This window comes from Streptomyces sp. SS8 (genome assembly GCF_054072955.1).
The window spans coordinates 34,868-49,851 of sequence record NZ_JBSVCZ010000003.1; the positions used below are offsets into that span (position 1 = coordinate 34,868).

At 72.7% G+C, this 14,984-nt stretch carries 19 protein-coding genes; 8 read left to right on the forward strand and 11 right to left on the reverse strand.

Going from position 1 to position 14,984, the window contains the following annotated elements:
* Nucleotides 1-104: 104 nt before the first annotated feature.
* From ACW69E_RS04040 to ACW69E_RS04050, 3 genes are read left to right on the forward strand one after another with little or no spacing between them, the layout of a single operon-like run.
* Nucleotides 105-611, forward strand: coding sequence for a PadR family transcriptional regulator (locus ACW69E_RS04040; RefSeq protein WP_457496780.1), 507 nt, complete (start codon nt 105-107; stop codon nt 609-611).
* Entirely contained in the window at nt 608-1,408 is an 801-nt protein-coding gene (locus tag ACW69E_RS04045) for an ABC transporter ATP-binding protein (protein WP_279950124.1), read from the forward strand. Before ACW69E_RS04040 ends, ACW69E_RS04045 begins: the two co-directional genes overlap by 4 nt.
* A 6-nt stretch (nt 1,409-1,414) precedes the next feature.
* Entirely contained in the window at nt 1,415-3,769 is a 2,355-nt protein-coding gene (locus ACW69E_RS04050; RefSeq protein WP_457496781.1) for an FtsX-like permease family protein, read from the forward strand.
* Nucleotides 3,770-3,879: 110 nt separating this feature from the next.
* Here the strand turns inward: ACW69E_RS04050 and ACW69E_RS04055 are convergent, their stop codons facing one another.
* Nucleotides 3,880-4,602: a S1 family peptidase gene (locus ACW69E_RS04055; protein ID WP_457496782.1), complete on the reverse strand. Its 723-nt coding sequence runs from the start codon at nt 4,600-4,602 to the stop codon at nt 3,880-3,882.
* 289 nt (nt 4,603-4,891) lie between these two features.
* On the opposite strand from ACW69E_RS04055, the gene ACW69E_RS04060 reads away from it, so the two are divergent.
* Nucleotides 4,892-5,404, forward strand: coding sequence for a hypothetical protein (locus tag ACW69E_RS04060; RefSeq protein ID WP_457496783.1), 513 nt, complete (start codon nt 4,892-4,894; stop codon nt 5,402-5,404).
* A gap of 49 nt (nt 5,405-5,453) precedes the next feature.
* Here the strand turns inward: ACW69E_RS04060 and ACW69E_RS04065 are convergent, their stop codons facing one another.
* Nucleotides 5,454-5,828 carry a hypothetical protein gene (locus ACW69E_RS04065; RefSeq protein ID WP_457496784.1) on the reverse strand — a complete coding sequence of 125 codons (375 nt, stop codon included), beginning with the start codon at nt 5,826-5,828 and terminating at the stop codon, nt 5,454-5,456.
* Nucleotides 5,825-6,052: a hypothetical protein gene (locus tag ACW69E_RS04070; RefSeq protein ID WP_457496785.1), complete on the reverse strand. Its 228-nt coding sequence runs from the start codon at nt 6,050-6,052 to the stop codon at nt 5,825-5,827. Before ACW69E_RS04070 ends, ACW69E_RS04065 begins: the two co-directional genes overlap by 4 nt.
* A 174-nt stretch (nt 6,053-6,226) precedes the next feature.
* Between ACW69E_RS04070 and ACW69E_RS04075 the strand changes: the two genes are divergently transcribed.
* From ACW69E_RS04075 to ACW69E_RS04085, 3 genes are read left to right on the forward strand one after another with little or no spacing between them, the layout of a single operon-like run.
* Nucleotides 6,227-7,057, forward strand: a complete 831-nt coding sequence (locus ACW69E_RS04075; RefSeq protein WP_457496786.1) for a helix-turn-helix domain-containing protein — start codon at nt 6,227-6,229, stop codon at nt 7,055-7,057.
* On the forward strand, nt 7,054-7,269 hold the full coding sequence (locus tag ACW69E_RS04080) for a DUF397 domain-containing protein (protein WP_457496787.1): 216 nt from the start codon (nt 7,054-7,056) through the stop codon (nt 7,267-7,269). Before ACW69E_RS04075 ends, ACW69E_RS04080 begins: the two co-directional genes overlap by 4 nt.
* Before the next feature lie 48 nt (nt 7,270-7,317).
* Nucleotides 7,318-7,839, forward strand: a complete 522-nt coding sequence (locus ACW69E_RS04085) for a hypothetical protein (protein ID WP_457496788.1) — start codon at nt 7,318-7,320, stop codon at nt 7,837-7,839.
* 442 nt (nt 7,840-8,281) lie between these two features.
* Here ACW69E_RS04085 and ACW69E_RS04090 read toward each other — a convergent pair whose 3' ends face one another.
* Complete coding sequence (locus tag ACW69E_RS04090) at nt 8,282-8,584, reverse strand: type II toxin-antitoxin system Phd/YefM family antitoxin (RefSeq protein ID WP_457496789.1); 303 nt, start codon at nt 8,582-8,584, stop codon at nt 8,282-8,284.
* 152 nt (nt 8,585-8,736) lie between these two features.
* Here ACW69E_RS04090 and ACW69E_RS04095 point away from each other — a divergent pair, with 152 nt between their 5' ends.
* On the forward strand, nt 8,737-8,958 hold the full coding sequence (locus ACW69E_RS04095) for a hypothetical protein (protein ID WP_457496790.1): 222 nt from the start codon (nt 8,737-8,739) through the stop codon (nt 8,956-8,958).
* A gap of 366 nt (nt 8,959-9,324) precedes the next feature.
* Here ACW69E_RS04095 and ACW69E_RS04100 read toward each other — a convergent pair whose 3' ends face one another.
* From ACW69E_RS04100 to ACW69E_RS04130, 7 genes are all read right to left on the reverse strand, one after another.
* Nucleotides 9,325-9,546: a hypothetical protein gene (locus ACW69E_RS04100; protein ID WP_457496791.1), complete on the reverse strand. Its 222-nt coding sequence runs from the start codon at nt 9,544-9,546 to the stop codon at nt 9,325-9,327.
* Nucleotides 9,547-9,631: 85 nt separating this feature from the next.
* Complete coding sequence (gene ygfZ, locus ACW69E_RS04105; RefSeq protein ID WP_457496792.1) at nt 9,632-10,603, reverse strand: CAF17-like 4Fe-4S cluster assembly/insertion protein YgfZ; 972 nt, start codon at nt 10,601-10,603, stop codon at nt 9,632-9,634.
* Between the two features lie 9 nt (nt 10,604-10,612).
* Complete coding sequence (locus tag ACW69E_RS04110; protein ID WP_457496793.1) at nt 10,613-11,113, reverse strand: Fur family transcriptional regulator; 501 nt, start codon at nt 11,111-11,113, stop codon at nt 10,613-10,615.
* A gap of 76 nt (nt 11,114-11,189) precedes the next feature.
* On the reverse strand, nt 11,190-11,759 hold the full coding sequence (locus ACW69E_RS04115) for an FABP family protein (protein WP_436742653.1): 570 nt from the start codon (nt 11,757-11,759) through the stop codon (nt 11,190-11,192).
* 358 nt (nt 11,760-12,117) lie between these two features.
* Complete coding sequence (locus ACW69E_RS04120; RefSeq protein ID WP_457496794.1) at nt 12,118-13,086, reverse strand: hypothetical protein; 969 nt, start codon at nt 13,084-13,086, stop codon at nt 12,118-12,120.
* Nucleotides 13,083-14,033 carry a hypothetical protein gene (locus tag ACW69E_RS04125; RefSeq protein ID WP_457496795.1) on the reverse strand — a complete coding sequence of 317 codons (951 nt, stop codon included), beginning with the start codon at nt 14,031-14,033 and terminating at the stop codon, nt 13,083-13,085. The genes ACW69E_RS04120 and ACW69E_RS04125 overlap by 4 nt, the downstream gene beginning before the upstream one ends.
* Nucleotides 14,030-14,932 carry a hypothetical protein gene (locus tag ACW69E_RS04130; protein ID WP_457496796.1) on the reverse strand — a complete coding sequence of 301 codons (903 nt, stop codon included), beginning with the start codon at nt 14,930-14,932 and terminating at the stop codon, nt 14,030-14,032. The genes ACW69E_RS04125 and ACW69E_RS04130 overlap by 4 nt, the downstream gene beginning before the upstream one ends.
* Nucleotides 14,933-14,984 lie beyond the last annotated feature (52 nt).

Below are 14,984 nucleotides of genomic sequence, written 5' to 3' on the forward strand. Positions count from 1 at the left end.
CCGACCGACAGACAGCCGGCGCACCGCCGACCGGGCCGCCGCCGCCCGGAGGGGCCGCCGGCCCGGCACCGGCCCGGCACGGGACGGGGAGGAGGAGTGCGCGCGTGCGTCTGCCGCTCCTGGCCCTCCTCGCGGCCGGTCCCGCCCACGGATACGAGCTCAAGGGAGCCCTTGAGAAGCTGCTGGGCGCCGCGTACCCTCAGCCGAACGTCGGGCAGATCTACGTCACGCTGGGCAGGCTGGAGAAGTCGGGACTGATCGAGGGCGAGGACGTCGCCCAGTCCACCCGGCCCAACAAGCGGATCTACCGGCTCACCGACGCGGGGCGCGAGGCGGTGCGGGCCTGGTTCGAGGAGCCGACCGACGAACCCCGGGTGCGCGACGAGTTCTTCATGAAGCTCGCCATCGCCCCGCAGACCGGTCTGGCCGACCAGATCGCGCTGATCAACAAGCAGCGCCGCCAGTACCTCAACACCATGCGCGAGCTGTCCCGGCTCGCCGCGGCCGAGGACCGGGACAACCGGGTGGCGCAGCTGCTGATCGAGGGCGCGATGCTGCACCTCCAGGCCGACCTCGACTGGCTGGAACGCTGTCAGGAGGAGTTGGAATGAGCCGTTCCCAGGCGCCGGCCGGCCAGGGCCCCGCCGCGCCGGCGGAAGCGCCCCCTCTCGTACGGGCCGAGGGCCTGGTCAAGACCCACCACGGCGAGGGCGCCCCCGCCAGGGCGGTACGGGGCGTGGACCTGACCGTCTCGCGCGGCGAGTTCGTCGCCGTCACCGGCCCCTCCGGCGCGGGCAAGTCCACCCTCCTCCACCTGCTCGGCGGGCTCCAGAAGCCGGACGCCGGCAGCATCTGGTTCGACGGCACCCGCCTGGACTCCTACGGAGAGTCCCAGTGGGCGGTGCTGCGCCGCCGCCGCATCGGCATCGTCTTCCAGTTCTTCAACCTCGTCTCCAACCTCACCGTCGCCGACAACGTCGAACTGCCCGCGCTGCTGGCCGGCAGCAGCCCGAAGGGGGCCCGCGCCGACCGCGCCGAGCTCCTGGCCGAACTCGGCCTGGAGGGCAAGGAGCGCAGCATGCCCGGCGAGCTGTCCGGCGGCGAGCAGCAGCGCGTCGCCCTGGCCCGCGCCCTGGTCAACCACCCCGACCTGCTGCTGGCCGACGAGCCCGCCGGCAGCCTCGACAGCCGCGGCACCCGCGAGGTGCTGCGCCTGCTCTCCCGCTTCCACGGCCGCGGCCAGACCATCGTGCTGGTCACCCACGACGCCCGGATGGCCAGCGCCGCCGACCGCGTCATCAGCTTCTTCGACGGCCGCATAGCCGACGACGCCGCCCTGGACGCGGACGGCCCGGGCGCGCGGCGGCGCGGCAAGGGCGTGGCCGGCGTACTGGAACTGAAGGACTGAGACGACGTGCGCGCCACCCTGCGCTGGGCCCACGCCGACCTGCGGGCGCACCGCGGCGAGGCGCTGTTCACCGTCCTGGCCACGGCCGGAATCGTCGCCTCCCTGCTGCTCGCCGGCGCGCTGTTCTCCTACACCGCCGACCCCTGGCAGCGGGTCTTCACCCAGTCCGAGGGCGCGCACGTGTGGATCCACACCCGCGACGGCGCCCAGCCGGAGGAACTGCGCGACCTGGAGGGCGTCACGGGCCTGTCCGGCCCCTTCCGCACCGCCCGCACCACCGTGGAACTGGGCGGCGCGCGGGCGAACGCGGAACTGCGCGCCACCGGACCCGAACCGCCCCGGGTGGGACGCCCCCTGGTCACCGCAGGCCGCTGGCCGGCGGCCGGAGCCGCCGACGAGATCCTCCTGGAGGGCTCCCTCGCCCGTGCCCTGTGGGCCGAACCCGGCGACACCCTCACCGCGCGGGGGGCGCGCGGCACCGAGCACACGCTGCGCGTCACCGGCGTCGCCGACACCGCCGAGCCCCGCTACACCCCCGGCGACACCCCCGGTATCGGCTGGCTGCCGCAGAAGGCGCTGGAGAAGCTCCAGCCCGACCCCGAGCGCACCGGGCAGACCGTCGGACTGCGCCTGACCGACCCCGACGACACCGACTTCATGGTCCAGCGTGCCGTCACCGCCCTCGGCGCCGACCAGGTCTCGCAGGTCACCCGCTGGCAGCAGGCCCGCGCCGACGCCGCGGGCCAGGGGCGCCTGCTCGGCCTGCTCCTGGCCCTCTTCGGACTCGGCGCGCTGCTGGCCGCCGCCCTGGCGGTCGCCGGGGCGATCAGCACCCGCGTCCACGGGCATCTGCGCGACATCTCCGTACTGAAGGCCATCGGCTTCACCCCCGCCCAGGTCGTCCGCGTCTTCCTCGTCCAGCACCTGGGCTTCGCCCTCCTCGGCGTCGCCGGCGGAGCGGCCGTCACCGAACTGCTGGGCGCGCGCATCCCCGGCCGCATCGGCGAGGCGGTGGACGTGTGGCGGCAACTGCCCGGCCACACCTGGACGGTGCTGGCCACCACCGGCGCCTCCGTCCTCTTCATCGCCACCGCCACCTCGCTGGCCGCCTGGCGCGCCGGCCGGGTGCCGCCCGTGCCGGTGGCGCGTACGGCGGTGCCGCGCGGGCTGGGCCCGCTGACCCTGCCCGAGCGGCGCGCCCTGGGCCGGGACGCGCCCCCCGCCCTCGTCCTCGGCTGGCGCGGCGCGTTCCCCGGCCGGGCCCGCTCGCTGGCCGCCGTCGGGCGGCTGGCCGTGCCGCTGGCGATGATCACCGCCGCGCTGGGAGCCTGGGCCACCGTGGACCGCTTCCACGAACGCCCGGAGGAGATCGGCCTGCCCGCCGCCCTCACCGTGCGCGACAACTCCCCGGACGGCTCCGGCTCCTCCGGTTCCTCGGAGGCCGGCCGCCGCGCCAGCACCGAGCGGCTGCTGGCCGCGCACCCCGACGTCACCGCCGTCCACCCCGGCACGGAGGTCGAGGCCCTCGTCCCCGGCCAGACCGCCACCATCACCCTGCGCGGCCTGGGCACCGACACCGACCCCTACCCCTTCGCCCTCGCCGAGGGCCGCCTCCCCGACGGCCCGGACGAGGCCGTCGCCGGGCAGGGGCTGCTCGACCTGCTGGACGTACGCGTCGGCGACTGGGTGCGGATGACCGTCCAGGGCCGCCCGCAGATCCTCCACATCACCGGCCGCTCCATCGAACCCGAGGACGGCGGCCGGGTGATCTCCACCTCCCTGGACAACCTCGACCTGGGCGACGGCCCGGGCCCGGCCGGACCCGACGTCCACCACCTCGTCCTGCGCGACGGCGCCGACGCCGGGGAGGTCGGCGCCGAACTGGCCGCCTCCTCCGGCGGGCGGCTGGAGGTCCGCGAACCGGCCAACCCCGCCGACGAGCTGGCCGGGGTGCGCGGTGTCATCGCCGGACTGATCGCCGTCCTCGCCCTGATCGGCCTGACCGAACTGTCCACCGTCCTCGGCGCCCGCGTCCGCGACCGGGGGCGCGACCTGCTCGCGCTGAAGGCCATCGGCCTGACCCCGCGCCAGATAGCGGGCGTGATCACCGTCTCCACCGCCTTCACCGCCCTGGCCGCCGCCCTCGCCGGCACCGTGCTGGGGGCCGCCGCCGGACGGTGGCTGATCGACGCGCAGGGCCGCTCCAGCGGCATCGGCGCGGGCATAGCCCAGGCCCCGCCCCCCGGTGTCCTGCTGCTGGTGGCCACCGCGGCCGTGGTGGGCGCGGTCGCGGTCTCGGCCCTCCCCGCCGCCCGCGCCTCCCGCCGCCGCATCGCCGACACCCTCAGCGAGACCCTCTGACCGCAGGGGCCGGCCCACCCGGAGCCGAAGAACGGGTCCTCCCCGCTCCGCCGAGGCGGAGCGGGGAGGACCCGGAGGAAGAGACCGCCGTGAGAACGGACCGCGCGGGATCAGACGCCCGCGATCGACTGGATCCAGGAGCGGTAGGCCGTCACGTTGGTGTAGGCCGTGGTGGTCTGCCGGTCGCTGGTGGAGGCGACGCCGACCTGGACGCCGTTCGCCATCATCGGGCCGCCGGAGTCACCGCCCGCGGTGATGCCGTCGCCGCGGCGGGCGCAGATCGCCGAGCCGTAGTAGGCGTCACGGCAGGCGCCGGTCACGATCACGTTCGCGACCTTCAGGTACCGCGACTGGCAGTTGGCCTCCGAACCGCACCGGGAGGTGGCGCCCCAGCCGTAGACCTGCACGGTCTGGTTCACCGACACCGAACCCGGCTGCCCCAGGCGGGCGTAGGTCGCCGAGACGGAGCGGTCCAGGCGGACCAGCGACAGGTCCGAGGAGGAGTGGTTGTAGATCTGGGTGCCGTTGGCGACGGTGCCGCCGCTGTGCTGGTCGAGGCTGCCGATGCGGAACGACAGCCCGCCGCCGCTGACGCAGTGCTTGGCGGTGAGGATCCAGGTCGGCGCGATGATCGTCGCGGAGCACGTCTCACGGCCGTTGGAGAACAGCCGGGCGGCCCAGGGCGCGTTCTGCGCGTAGCCGCCGCCGATGATCGGCTGCGGGCCGCCGCTGCCGGGCGCCTCCTTGGCGGACGCGGCCGGGGCCAGCACGAGGAGGGAGAGAACGGCGGCCATGGCCGCGATCAGAGCGGGGACGAGCCTGGTTATTCGCAAGGGGTGCCTCGCTTCCGGATACACGCGGTGGTTCGCGTGTGGCCTGTGGGGGAGGCACCAGGATTCCCGCAAGCGGAACGGGCTGGGTACTACCACTTGGCCATAACACGGTGTTATGGCCCCGCTGGGCAGAGCGAACGCGTGCTCGAAGGGCGGTGGTAGCTTGTCGGCCCGTCGCGCCGGCCGCACCGAGCGGTCCGGGCGGTCGGCTTCGCGGGGAACGAGGGCTCATGGGAGAGGTTCGAAGGGCCGGGAGAAGGAGGTTCTCCGGCGCCGGAGCTTCCGTTTGATGTCGTGGCTTTCCACCCTGGCGTTCGGCACGGTCGCGGTACTGGTGCCCGTCCTGGGGGCTGCGGGGGGACCCGCCGAGGAATTCGGAGTGGCGGCCGCCATGTTCGGAACGATCGTGTTCATCAGGCGGATCGCTGAATCCAGGATCGTGCTCGGCCGGGAGGCTCTGGCGGTGGTGAATCCCCTGATGACCTATGAGGTCCCCTACACGGCGGTGAGCCGCGTGGGGAGCGACGGCGGGGGGACCCTGACGGTGGAGACCGTGGACGGAGAAGTCGTCCAGTCCACGGGATTCGGCGGCTCGCTCGTCGACCACTTCGTCGGAACCACCGACAAGGCGGTGGAGCGCGTCAGGCTGCGCCTGCCCGGGAGGCCGCCGGGCCACCGGAAGACGAAGGAACTCCCCGCACCTCCCGTGCGGCGCAGGATGACCCGCTCCTGGCCGACGGACATCTTCCTGGCGGCCGCCGTGGTCTGCGCGGCCTGCGCGGGCGCGGTCAACCTGCTGTAGCCCTCCGCGCCGTCCGTGCGCGGCCGGTGGGGCGGGGTGTCGGAAGCGGTCAGAGGTAGATCTGCCGTCCGCAGTCGCGGCAGCGGACCTTGCCGCCGAGCCTTCCGATCCGCCGGTGCCCGCACGCGCCGGTCCCCGTAGCGCCGCCTGTGCCGCCCGTTCCGTCCGGCGGCTCGTCCCGGCCGTGGGACTGGAGGCGCACCATGTGGTCCAGCTCCGCGATGCACGGGCCGCACGCGTACACGTCGCCCGCCGCGCCGGGAGTGCGCACCGAACCGATCCACAGCACGCGCACGCCCTCACGGCGGCAGTACAGCCAGCAGCCGCCCGTGGTCCAGCCGTTGGCGTCGTCGGTGTGCGCCGGCAGCGGCCACCCGTCACGCCATGGGCGCTCGACGGCCGGGGTGAACGGGAGTGCCGTCACACCGCACCCCGCTCGATGACGGCCGCCAACTCCCGCGCCACCGGCGCGGAGCACTCGCCGAGGACCACCATCGCGTAACCGGTCGCCCCGTCCGCGCGCACGGGGGTGCGGACGTCCACGGCCGGGAACCGGATCCCCGCCCGTCGCAGCGCCTCGGCGAGCGCGTCACGGGCCGCCTCCGCCTCCCCGATTCGTTGCTCCCCAACCCGATCCGAACCTTCCATCACCATATGGTGTGATCCCTCCGCCGTATCCCTGTGCGAGAAGCGACAGCGTGACTACTGTCGGTCGTGCTCGCTTTACGAGCATGAACCGGAGTGGAGCGCGAACACCTGTGGCAGGGAAGCCCTTCCCGGCCGCCCGGCGCCGCTTCCACACATTCCACGGAGGGGGACGGAATGCCGCCGAGAAGAGTGGTCACGGGCCGCAGCCAGGAGCCGCGCCGGCGGTTCGCCGAGGAGTTGCGCACCCTGCGCACCGAACGCGGCGACAGCCTGCGGAAGCTGGGCGAGGCACTGGGCTGGGACTGGTCGCTGTTCGGCAAGATGGAGAGCGGCCACACCATCGGCAGCCCGGACGTCGCCCAGGCCCTCGACCAGTACTACGGCACCCCGGGCCTGCTGCTGGCCCTGTGGGAACTGGCGGCCGGGGACGCCACCCGGTTCCGCGAGAAGTACCGCCGCTTCATGGCACTCGAGGGCGAGGCGGTGAGCATTCAGAAGTACTCACCCGGTGTCGTGCCGGGACTGCTCCAGACCGAGGCGTACGCCCGTGAGCTGCTGACACTGGGTGGCCTGCGTCCAGGCGACGAACTGGAGCAACAGGTGAAGGCGCGCATGAGCCGCAGAGATGTCCTGACGGGCGATGGCGCACCTCAGCTCAGAGCGATTCTCGACGAGGCCGTTCTGCGCCGCCCATTGCCGGACGCCACGGTATGGCGCGAGCAGTTGAAGTATCTGGTCGATACGGCAGAACTGTGGAACGTGATACTGCAAGTGCTTCCGTTTCGCGCCGGACTGCGCGAACTGAGTCACACGGACACGGCGTTCCTGCGACTGCTGGACGGCAGGACCGTCGCCTGGGTGGAGACCGCCTACAGCGGGGAGTTGATCGAGGAAGCGGCCCGGGTCGAAGAACTCCAGGTCGGCTACGATCGGCTGCGCGACCACGCCCTGTCCCCGCGTGACTCGGCGGAGTTCCTACTCCGACTCCTGGAGGAGCTTTCATGACCACCTCCCCGCACGAGATAACCGCCGCACGGTGGCGCAAGTCCAGCTACAGCAACCTCAACGGAGGCGACTGCGTCGAGGTAGCCGACAACCTCCCCGGCACCGTCCCCGTGCGCGACAGCAAGAACCCGCACGGCCCGTCCCTCGCCTTCGGCCCGGACGCCTGGGCGTCGTTCCTCACCGCCGTCAAGGACAACCGGCTCGCCGGCTGATCCGGACCGGCGGGTGCTGCCTGCGGGAGTGGCACAGGGAGGGCGGGAATGGCCGAGTACACGGTGGAGGCGACCTACGGGGCGATGGCCGGGGCCGCCATGTTCCAGGCCGAGGACCGGGGGATACAGGAAGGGACGACGCGTCCGGAAGTGGACGTCCGCAGAGCCCCGTGGTGGTGGGTACGCGGTCTTCAGCGCACGGGACGCCTTCCGCTCCTCCTCGGGATACTGGGTCTGGACGCGTTCGCGCTGCTCACCAGGGCGCAATACCCTGAAGCCGATGTGCCGTTCTGGGTTTTCCTGCTGCTGCCGCTGACGGTCGCCGCCGTCGTCGTGGCGGTACGCGGCTCCTGGTTCGCATGCCGTCTGGCGAGGACCGCCAGACGGAAGACCGGCGCGCACGTCCGGTACGTACTACTGCACAGCCACACATCGGCGGCTCCGTGGCTTGTCTTCTTTCCCGGGCATGGAGAGGAGGAAGCGGAACCCCTGGGAGCCCTGAAGCTCTCCTACGGTCCGGTGCGTCACTACTCCGGGATCTTCCGGCGGCCGTCGGCACCGCGAAACTGAGCGGTGAGGTGCGTGACGGATCCGTCGTGGTGCCGTGGATCGGTGACCGGCCGGTGTGGCCCACCGATTTCTTCCGGGAACTGGTGCCCGGGGATCACGGCCAGATCGAGTTCCTCTCGGAACTCACAGCCCACAAACCTTTCCGTGGACAGGCGTGAGCTGTCGATTGCCGTACAGGCCGCCGTCAGTGGCGGGAGGTTCCCCGCCCGGTCTCGTGGGGCGGTTGCGACGGCGGTGCGGTGCTCGAAGGGGTGGCTTTTACGTCCTGCTGTTCGTGCGAACGGCCATGACGAAGGCCACGGCAAGGAAGGCGATGGAAACCGCCCACCAGAGGGCTGCGTAACCTTCGGTCGCCTGGCTCAGCAGCAGGGAAGCCGCAGCGAGCATCAAGAAGGCGGTCACCCATGCCCGTTTCCGGACCACACCTCTCTCCGTTCCTGCCTCACGGCTTCAGAGCTGATGGCACCCCGGTACCGTTCCCGTGCGCGACAGCAAGACCCCGCACGGCCCGGCCCTCGCCTTCGGCCCGGCCTTCTTCGGCCTCCGCGATCGACTCGGCCAGGCGCCGGGCGTTCGCGGGCGAGCGCAGGAGGTGGATCGTCTCCTGCCAGGAGGCGAAGTCCTCCTCCGACACCAGCACCGCGTTCCCGTTGCGGGACATGATGTGCACGGGGGCGCGGTCGTTGTTGACCTGCTCGGTCAACGGGAACAGGTTCCTGCGAGCCTCGCTGGCCGTGACGGACACGGTCACCTTTCCCTTCAAGTGGTACAAGAAGCGGTATCACTCGCTGTCGTGTGGGGCCGGCCAAGCCTCCCATGAGCCGCCGGAGCCGGTCCTCTCGCGTTACGGCCGCGGTGGGCGCGGGGATGCTGGCGGGCGGGGGAGCGGTCGGACTGGTGGCGCGGACGCCGTACGTCCGGCCGGGGACGGTGCGTGCGGTGGCCGCCTGCGGGTTCGGCTGGGTCGCGCTCAGCCTGGCCGTCCTGGCGTCCGGCCTGCTGGACCTCACCACGACGGGGAAGGCGTGGACCGTGGTGCAGACGGTCCCGGTGGGTGTCCTCGCCGTGCTCCAGGCCAGGGCGGCGGCCACCGTCAGCGGCGGGAGGAGCCTCGGCTGACCTGCCGGGAGCGGTCGCGCCTGCGGCGCGAGGAGTTCGACGGCCGCTTCCTGCCGCCGCCTTCCCGGGCCGGGCCCTCGTCCCTGGCGGCGCGGGCCGCACCGGCCACGTCGGCGGCGGCGGTGTCGGCGTCGAACGGCGGCTCTCCGGCCTCCTCCGCCTCGTCGTAGTCCGGGATGTCTCCGAAGTCCGGTGCCTGGAAGGGGTTCCGGGCCGGGGGCCGGGCCGACGCCTGAGGGGTCGGGGGCGCCTGGTCGGGAGCGGAGAACAGTTCGGTGGTGTCGATGGGGAGATCTGCCTCTCGGGGCGGAAACGTGGTGTGGGGGGAGGCGGCCGGCCGCCGTGCGGCGGCCGTGCGCGGCGGCCTCAGAGAGCGTTCAGCTTGAGGTAGGGGCTGAGGATCCGCACCTGCTTGGAGCCGAAGTCGACGAGTACCGCGACGCCTTCCTCGACGGAGACGATCCGGCCGAGGCCGTACGTGTCGTGGGTGACCCGATCACCCTCGGCGAAGTGCTTGTCGGGCGGTGCGACAGGGGCTTTGAAGGGGCTGGTGGGCAGGTGACGCCGGGCTACGGCCGATTTTGTCATTAACGCCAGTATGCACCCGGCGGTCCTGCTCGCGCCCCTGCATGCCACTTCCACTTCCCGGGCCGCACCGCCCGCCGGGGTACGCTCACGGCTCGACGACGGTCTCCTGGGCGGCGGCGGTGTCGCCCGCGATCAGCTCCGCGTCCACGGGGACGTTCCGCTTCACCAGGGCCAGGGCGATCGGGCCCAGCTCGTGGTGGCGGGCCGAGGTGGTGACGAAACCGAGCTGCCGCCCCTCCTCACCGTCCTTCGCCAGCCGCACGGGCGTGCCGTGGCCGGGCAGGTGCACTTCGCTGCCGTCCAGGTGGAGGAAGACCAGCCGGCGCGGCGGCTTCCCCAGGTTGTGGACGCGCGCCACGGTCTCCTGGCCCCGGTAGCAGCCCTTCTGCAGGTGGACGGCGGTGCCGATCCAGCCCAGCTCGTGCGGGATGGTGCGGTGGTCGGTCTCCAGCCCCAGCCGGGGCCGGTGCGCCTCCACGCGCAGCGCCTCCAGCGCCAGCACACCGACCGCCGGGCCGTGGGAGGCGGTGTAGGACTCCAGCTCGCCGCGCGGCAGGAACAGGTCCCGCCCGTACGCCGTCTCGCGGACGGCCACGCCCTCGGGCACCTCGGCGATGGAGCCCGCCGGGAGGTGCACCACGGCGTATCCGGCCGTGGCGTCGGCGACCTCGACCCGGTAGAAGAACTTCATGCTCTCCAGGTAGGCGATCAGCGCCTCCTTGGTGCCCGGCTCGACGTGCATCCAGGTCGTGGCGCCGTCGTCCACCAGATAGAGCGCGTGCTCGATGTGGCCGTTGGCGGAGAGGATCAGCGCCTCGGTGGCGCGGCCGGGCTCCAGCTCGCTGACGTGCTGGGTGATCAGCAGATGGAGCCAGCTCAGCCGGTCCTCGCCGGTGACGGTGACCACGCCGCGGTGCGAGAGGTCGACCACTCCGCCGCCGTCGGCGAGCGTGCGCTGCTCGCGGAAGAGGTCGCCGTAGTGCGCGGCGACGCCTTCGTCCGGCGCCTCGGCCGGGACGGCGCCGGGCAGCGACAGCAGGGGGCTCTTGTACGACATGCGGCCAGCCTACGACCCGGAGCCGTCCGCGCTCTCGTCCGCGTCCCCCTCGGCGCCCTTCCCGGCCTTCTCCTCCGTGTTCCCCCCGGAGGCCCGCTCGGCGCAGTCGCGGCAGCGGCCGAAGATCGCGAAGTGCTTCATGTCCGTGTCGAAGCCGAACTTCTCGCGCAGCCTGCCGGTGAAGTCGGCGGCGAGCGCGATGTCGGCCTCGATCACCGTGGTGCAGTCCCGGCACACCAGGTGCATGTGGTCGTGCCGGTCCGCCAGGTGGTACGTGGGAGCGCCGTGGCCCAGGTGGGCGTGGCTGACCAGCCCCAGCTCCTCCAGGAGCTCCAGCGTGCGGTAGACGGTGGAGATGTTCACGCTCCCCGCCGTGCGCCGCACCTCGGCGAGGATGTCCTCCGGAGTGGAGTGCTCCAGCTTGTCCACGGCTTCCAGCACGAGCTGGCGCTGCGGCGTCAGCCGGTATCCGCGTCTGCGTAGGTCGCTCTGCCAGTCGGTGCTCACCACAGTGGCCAGTGTAGGAGGACGGCGTGCGGTACGGGCCCTACGAGGAACGGCGGCCCGGGAAGGACCGCCGTACGCGTCACTTGAAGAAGGCGATCCCGTCGTCCGGGAGGTCCTTGAGGTCCTTGGCCCACTCGCGGGGGTCGACGACCTTCTTCAGGTGCGCCGACATGTACGGGCGCAGCGGGCGCTCCGGGTCCGGGGTGGCCAGCTCGCCGACCCACATCAGGTCGCCCTTGACGTAGCCGTACAGCCGCTTGCCGCCGGAGTACTCGCCGGCCGAGGACAGCCGGGCGAAGGCGTCCGTGACCAGGTCGATCTGCGGCTTCTGCTCGGCCATCTCGCCGTGCCAGACCTCGACGATGCCCCGGTCGCGGGCCATGACGGCCTCGACCCGGCGCTCCGCGTCGATCTTCCAGTAGCCGCTCTCGCTCTCCAGCGGGCGGACCTTCTCGCCCTTGTCGTCCAGCTCCCAGGTACGCGACACGTACTCCAGGAAGTCCCGGCCGTCGTGGGAGAAGGTGACCTCCTGGCCGAAGTTGCACTGCTCGCGGTCCGGGAAGTCCGCGACGCCGGCGCCCGCCCAGTCGCCCAGGAGGAACGCGAGGGGGACGAGGTCCGGGTGGAGGTCGGACGGAATCTCGATCATGGGGTGCTCAGACGATCTGTCGAGGGCGTGTGGTCGGCGGTGCGGCCCGGGCTCGGGCCGTACGCGGCCCGGGGCATGGGACGGGAACGGGTCAGCGCTGGCCCTGGTAGAGCTTCTTCACGGTCAGGCCCGTGAACGCCAGGACGCCGACACAGACCAGGACCAGCAGGGCGGTGAAGAATGCCTCAAGCACGGGAGCGCTCCTCGGGGGCTCGGCACGGACGTACGGGCCGGCGGGCGGCCCGCCGACGAGTCTAGTCGGCCCGTGGCGGGGCGGTGCTGTGAGGTGCGCCGCCCCGCCACGGGGCCGGTCCCGGCGGGCTCCGGAACCCCTCCCGGGAGCCCTGTCGCGGCCGGCTCAGCCCAGGAGCTGGGCCTGGAGGATCACCGTCTGCCGGAAGGGGACGGCGGGAGCCGTCCCCTTCCGGGTCTGGACGATCAGCGCCACGGTGTCCCCGGCGAGCAGGTACGCGTGGCGGGTGTGGGTCTCGCCGCGGGGCCTGGGCTCGTCGTACACCTCGATTTCGACGTTCTCCGGGGCGGTCTTCGACGGCCAGCTCTCGTCCATCTTCGACTCCGGGGCCTCGGCCAGGGGCAGACCCGGCACCAGGCCCCCGTACAGCACCTCGGCGTGGACGGCGCTCGCCACGGCGCCGCTGTTGAACCGCAGCAGGTGGACGCTGGTGCGGGTGCCGTCCGGCATCACCCAGCCGCGGGCGGCGATGTGCCGCACGGAGTCGTCCACCAGCCGCTGCCGCAGCTCGTCACGGTCGTCCTTCTCGTAGAGGCGGGTGTAGTCCCCGATCGTGACCCAGCCGCCCTCCGGCGAGGAGAGCCCGCCGTCCTTGCCGGCCTTCCCGTCCTCCTCGGCTCCCTCGGCCCCCTCGGGCAGGGGGATCAGCAGTTCGCGCAGGTCGGCGTGGTGGACCTCCCCCTCGTTGCCCTGCGCGAAGGGGCGCGGGGAGCCGGAGGGGAGGGCGGGCAGGGTGAGCCGCGGGTACTCCCAGCGCCCGTCGCTCTCGGTGGCCAGGCCCGGCACCTCGTGGCGTTCCAGCCGCGTGATGCCGTAGGCGGTGCCCGCGCAGAACACGCCGAAGACCGTCACGGCGGCCGTCCAGCGGCCGGCGGCCCGCAGCACGCGGACCGACGGGCGGCGGCGGCGCTTGGGTGGTGCGGGGGGAACGAGACCGGCCGGGGCGGGGGGAACGGACGGCTGGGGAGGTATGACGGCCGCCTGCGGGGTGTCCGCCGCCCCGGTGCTCGGCTCCGCCTGCGGCGGGACGGCGGGTGTGGCCGGTTCCGGCCGGTCTGTCGTGGATTCGGTCATACGTACTCCCCCGGGGACACCAGATGGTCGAGCTGGTCCTTCAGCAGCTCGGCGGCGTCCTTCTTCTGGAAGGGCTTGATGGCGTCGACCCGGAACGAGATCAGGTGCTCGTCCTGGTAGGCGGTGCAGAACATCGCCTCCAGCTCGGACTCGCCGTCCTCGGGAGGCAGGAAGCACCGCGCGTTCTTGTGGCCCTTGATCTTCGGGCCGTCGCGGAAGACCGACAGGGCGTCGGCCAGCCCGGACTGGAAGTCGCTCAGGTCCTTGACGCCCTTCTCGTTCTTCATGCGCGAAATCTGGATCTCGGCCGTGAACCGGTTGTCGTAGGGCGTGTACGTGCGCATCGCGATGCCCTGGACACGCAGCTTCTCCACGTACTCGCGGTGCCGGCGGCGCTCCTTGCCCGGCAGCCACTTGCCGGCCTCGCGCATGAGGGCCTGGGCCTGCCTGCCGCTGAGTTCGGTGTCGTTGCCGAACTCGGAGACGTCCGGGCCGAGCCGGAAGTCCTCGGGGACCGGCAGCAGCTTCTTACGCAGCTCGCCGTCGGTGCGGCCCTCTCTGAGGTCGGGCACCGGATCGTCCTCGGACGGGGCCTTCGCGGGCTCCTCCCAGATCTTCGTGGGGGCCGAGACGTCGGCGCCGTCCACGGTGGCCTTGGTGTAGGCCAGGCCGCCGCCGGCCGCACCGAGCACCAGGGCGGCGGACAGCAGGGGGAGGAGGACGCGGCGGAGCCGGCCCGTCCCGCCCGTTCCGCCCGTCCCGTCCGTTCCATCTGTGCCGTCCGTCCCCGCGTCCTGCGGGCCGTCCGGGTCCGGGGCCGGGGCCGGGACGACGGGCGCCTCAGGGACGGTTCCCGGGGCCGGGGCCGGGGTGGGCGTGTCCGACGGCTCGGCAGAGGGTTCGGCGGGGGCGCCCTCGGCGCCGTTCCGGTTCTCCTGTTCGCTCACAGCCGCTCCAACTGCCGCTCGGCCAGCGACCTGATGTCGCGCTCGGCGATCGGCTTGGCGTCGTAGATCCAGATGTCCATCATGATGTCGCCGCGCTGGGCGAGGGCCCGGGCCCGGTACATCGGGAGGTAGCCGGGCTTGCGGTCGGGCCGGTCGAAGACGTAGTAGCGGCCGTCGCCCGACCCCTTCAGCGCGGAGCCTTCGTTGCCCGCGTAGCCGCTGGAGGACATGTACGACTGCTGGTTCCCGGTGTGGTCGCGGGCGGACCGGCGCCTCTCCTCGCGGAACTGCACGAGCCTGACGCTCACCGTGCGCCGTGTGCTGGGACGCCAGGCCGCGGTCGCGACGCGGCGCAGGTTCTCGTCGGCCAGGTAGGTGAACATGCGGCCGGGGTCCTTGAAGTTCCCCGCGTAGCCGGACAGCGAGAGCCAGCCGTCCGACTCCGACGGCATCTCCGCCTCGCGGGCGCCCTTGGGCCTGTCCAGGAGCAGCTTGCGCAGATCGCCGTCCGTGCGCACCCGCCGGTCCTCCTCGGCGGTCAGCGGCTCGGGCGCCTCGTCCTCGGGCAGCGGCTTCTGCGGGTACGACAGCTTCGCCTGGGACAGCGGGGGCAGCGGGGTGGGCGCGCGGTCGGCCTGGACGGTGTAGCCGCCCGCGAGGCCGCCGACGGCGCCGAGCAGGGCGGCGCAGGCCAGCAGCAGGGCCGTACGGCCGCGGTGGCGGCGCGGCCGGTCCGGGACCGGTGGCGTGTGCGGCGTCGCGGCTTGTGCCGCGGGGGGCGCCTCCGGCGGGAGCGGGGGCGGGGGGTCGGCCGGGAGGGCCTGCGCGGGCGCGGACACCGGCTCGGGTTCGGCTGCGGACTCGGGAGGTTCCGCCGGTGTCGGCGGGGGCGTGGACATGAAATCTCCTCACACGTTTGTCAGTTCGCTGACAAGAGCGCGGAGGAGAAGG

What these genes read in the sequence shown, in the direction of transcription:
- ACW69E_RS04045 (WP_279950124.1), top strand. Translation starts at nt 608, where the DNA reads ATGAGCCGTTCCCAGGCGCCGGCCGGCCAGGGCCCCGCCGCGCCGGCG.
- ACW69E_RS04060 (WP_457496783.1), top strand. Translation starts at nt 4,892, where the DNA reads ATGTCGTGGCTTTCCACCCTGGCGTTCGGCACGGTCGCGGTACTGGTG.
- ACW69E_RS04070 (WP_457496785.1), bottom strand. Translation starts at nt 6,052, where the DNA reads ATGGAAGGTTCGGATCGGGTTGGGGAGCAACGAATCGGGGAGGCGGAG.
- ACW69E_RS04075 (WP_457496786.1), top strand. Translation starts at nt 6,227, where the DNA reads ATGCCGCCGAGAAGAGTGGTCACGGGCCGCAGCCAGGAGCCGCGCCGG.
- ACW69E_RS04080 (WP_457496787.1), top strand. Translation starts at nt 7,054, where the DNA reads ATGACCACCTCCCCGCACGAGATAACCGCCGCACGGTGGCGCAAGTCC.
- ACW69E_RS04085 (WP_457496788.1), top strand. Translation starts at nt 7,318, where the DNA reads ATGGCCGAGTACACGGTGGAGGCGACCTACGGGGCGATGGCCGGGGCC.
- ACW69E_RS04100 (WP_457496791.1), bottom strand. Translation starts at nt 9,546, where the DNA reads ATGACAAAATCGGCCGTAGCCCGGCGTCACCTGCCCACCAGCCCCTTC.
- ygfZ (WP_457496792.1), bottom strand. Translation starts at nt 10,603, where the DNA reads ATGTCGTACAAGAGCCCCCTGCTGTCGCTGCCCGGCGCCGTCCCGGCC.
- ACW69E_RS04115 (WP_436742653.1), bottom strand. Translation starts at nt 11,759, where the DNA reads ATGATCGAGATTCCGTCCGACCTCCACCCGGACCTCGTCCCCCTCGCG.
- ACW69E_RS04120 (WP_457496794.1), bottom strand. Translation starts at nt 13,086, where the DNA reads ATGACCGAATCCACGACAGACCGGCCGGAACCGGCCACACCCGCCGTC.
- ACW69E_RS04130 (WP_457496796.1), bottom strand. Translation starts at nt 14,932, where the DNA reads ATGTCCACGCCCCCGCCGACACCGGCGGAACCTCCCGAGTCCGCAGCC.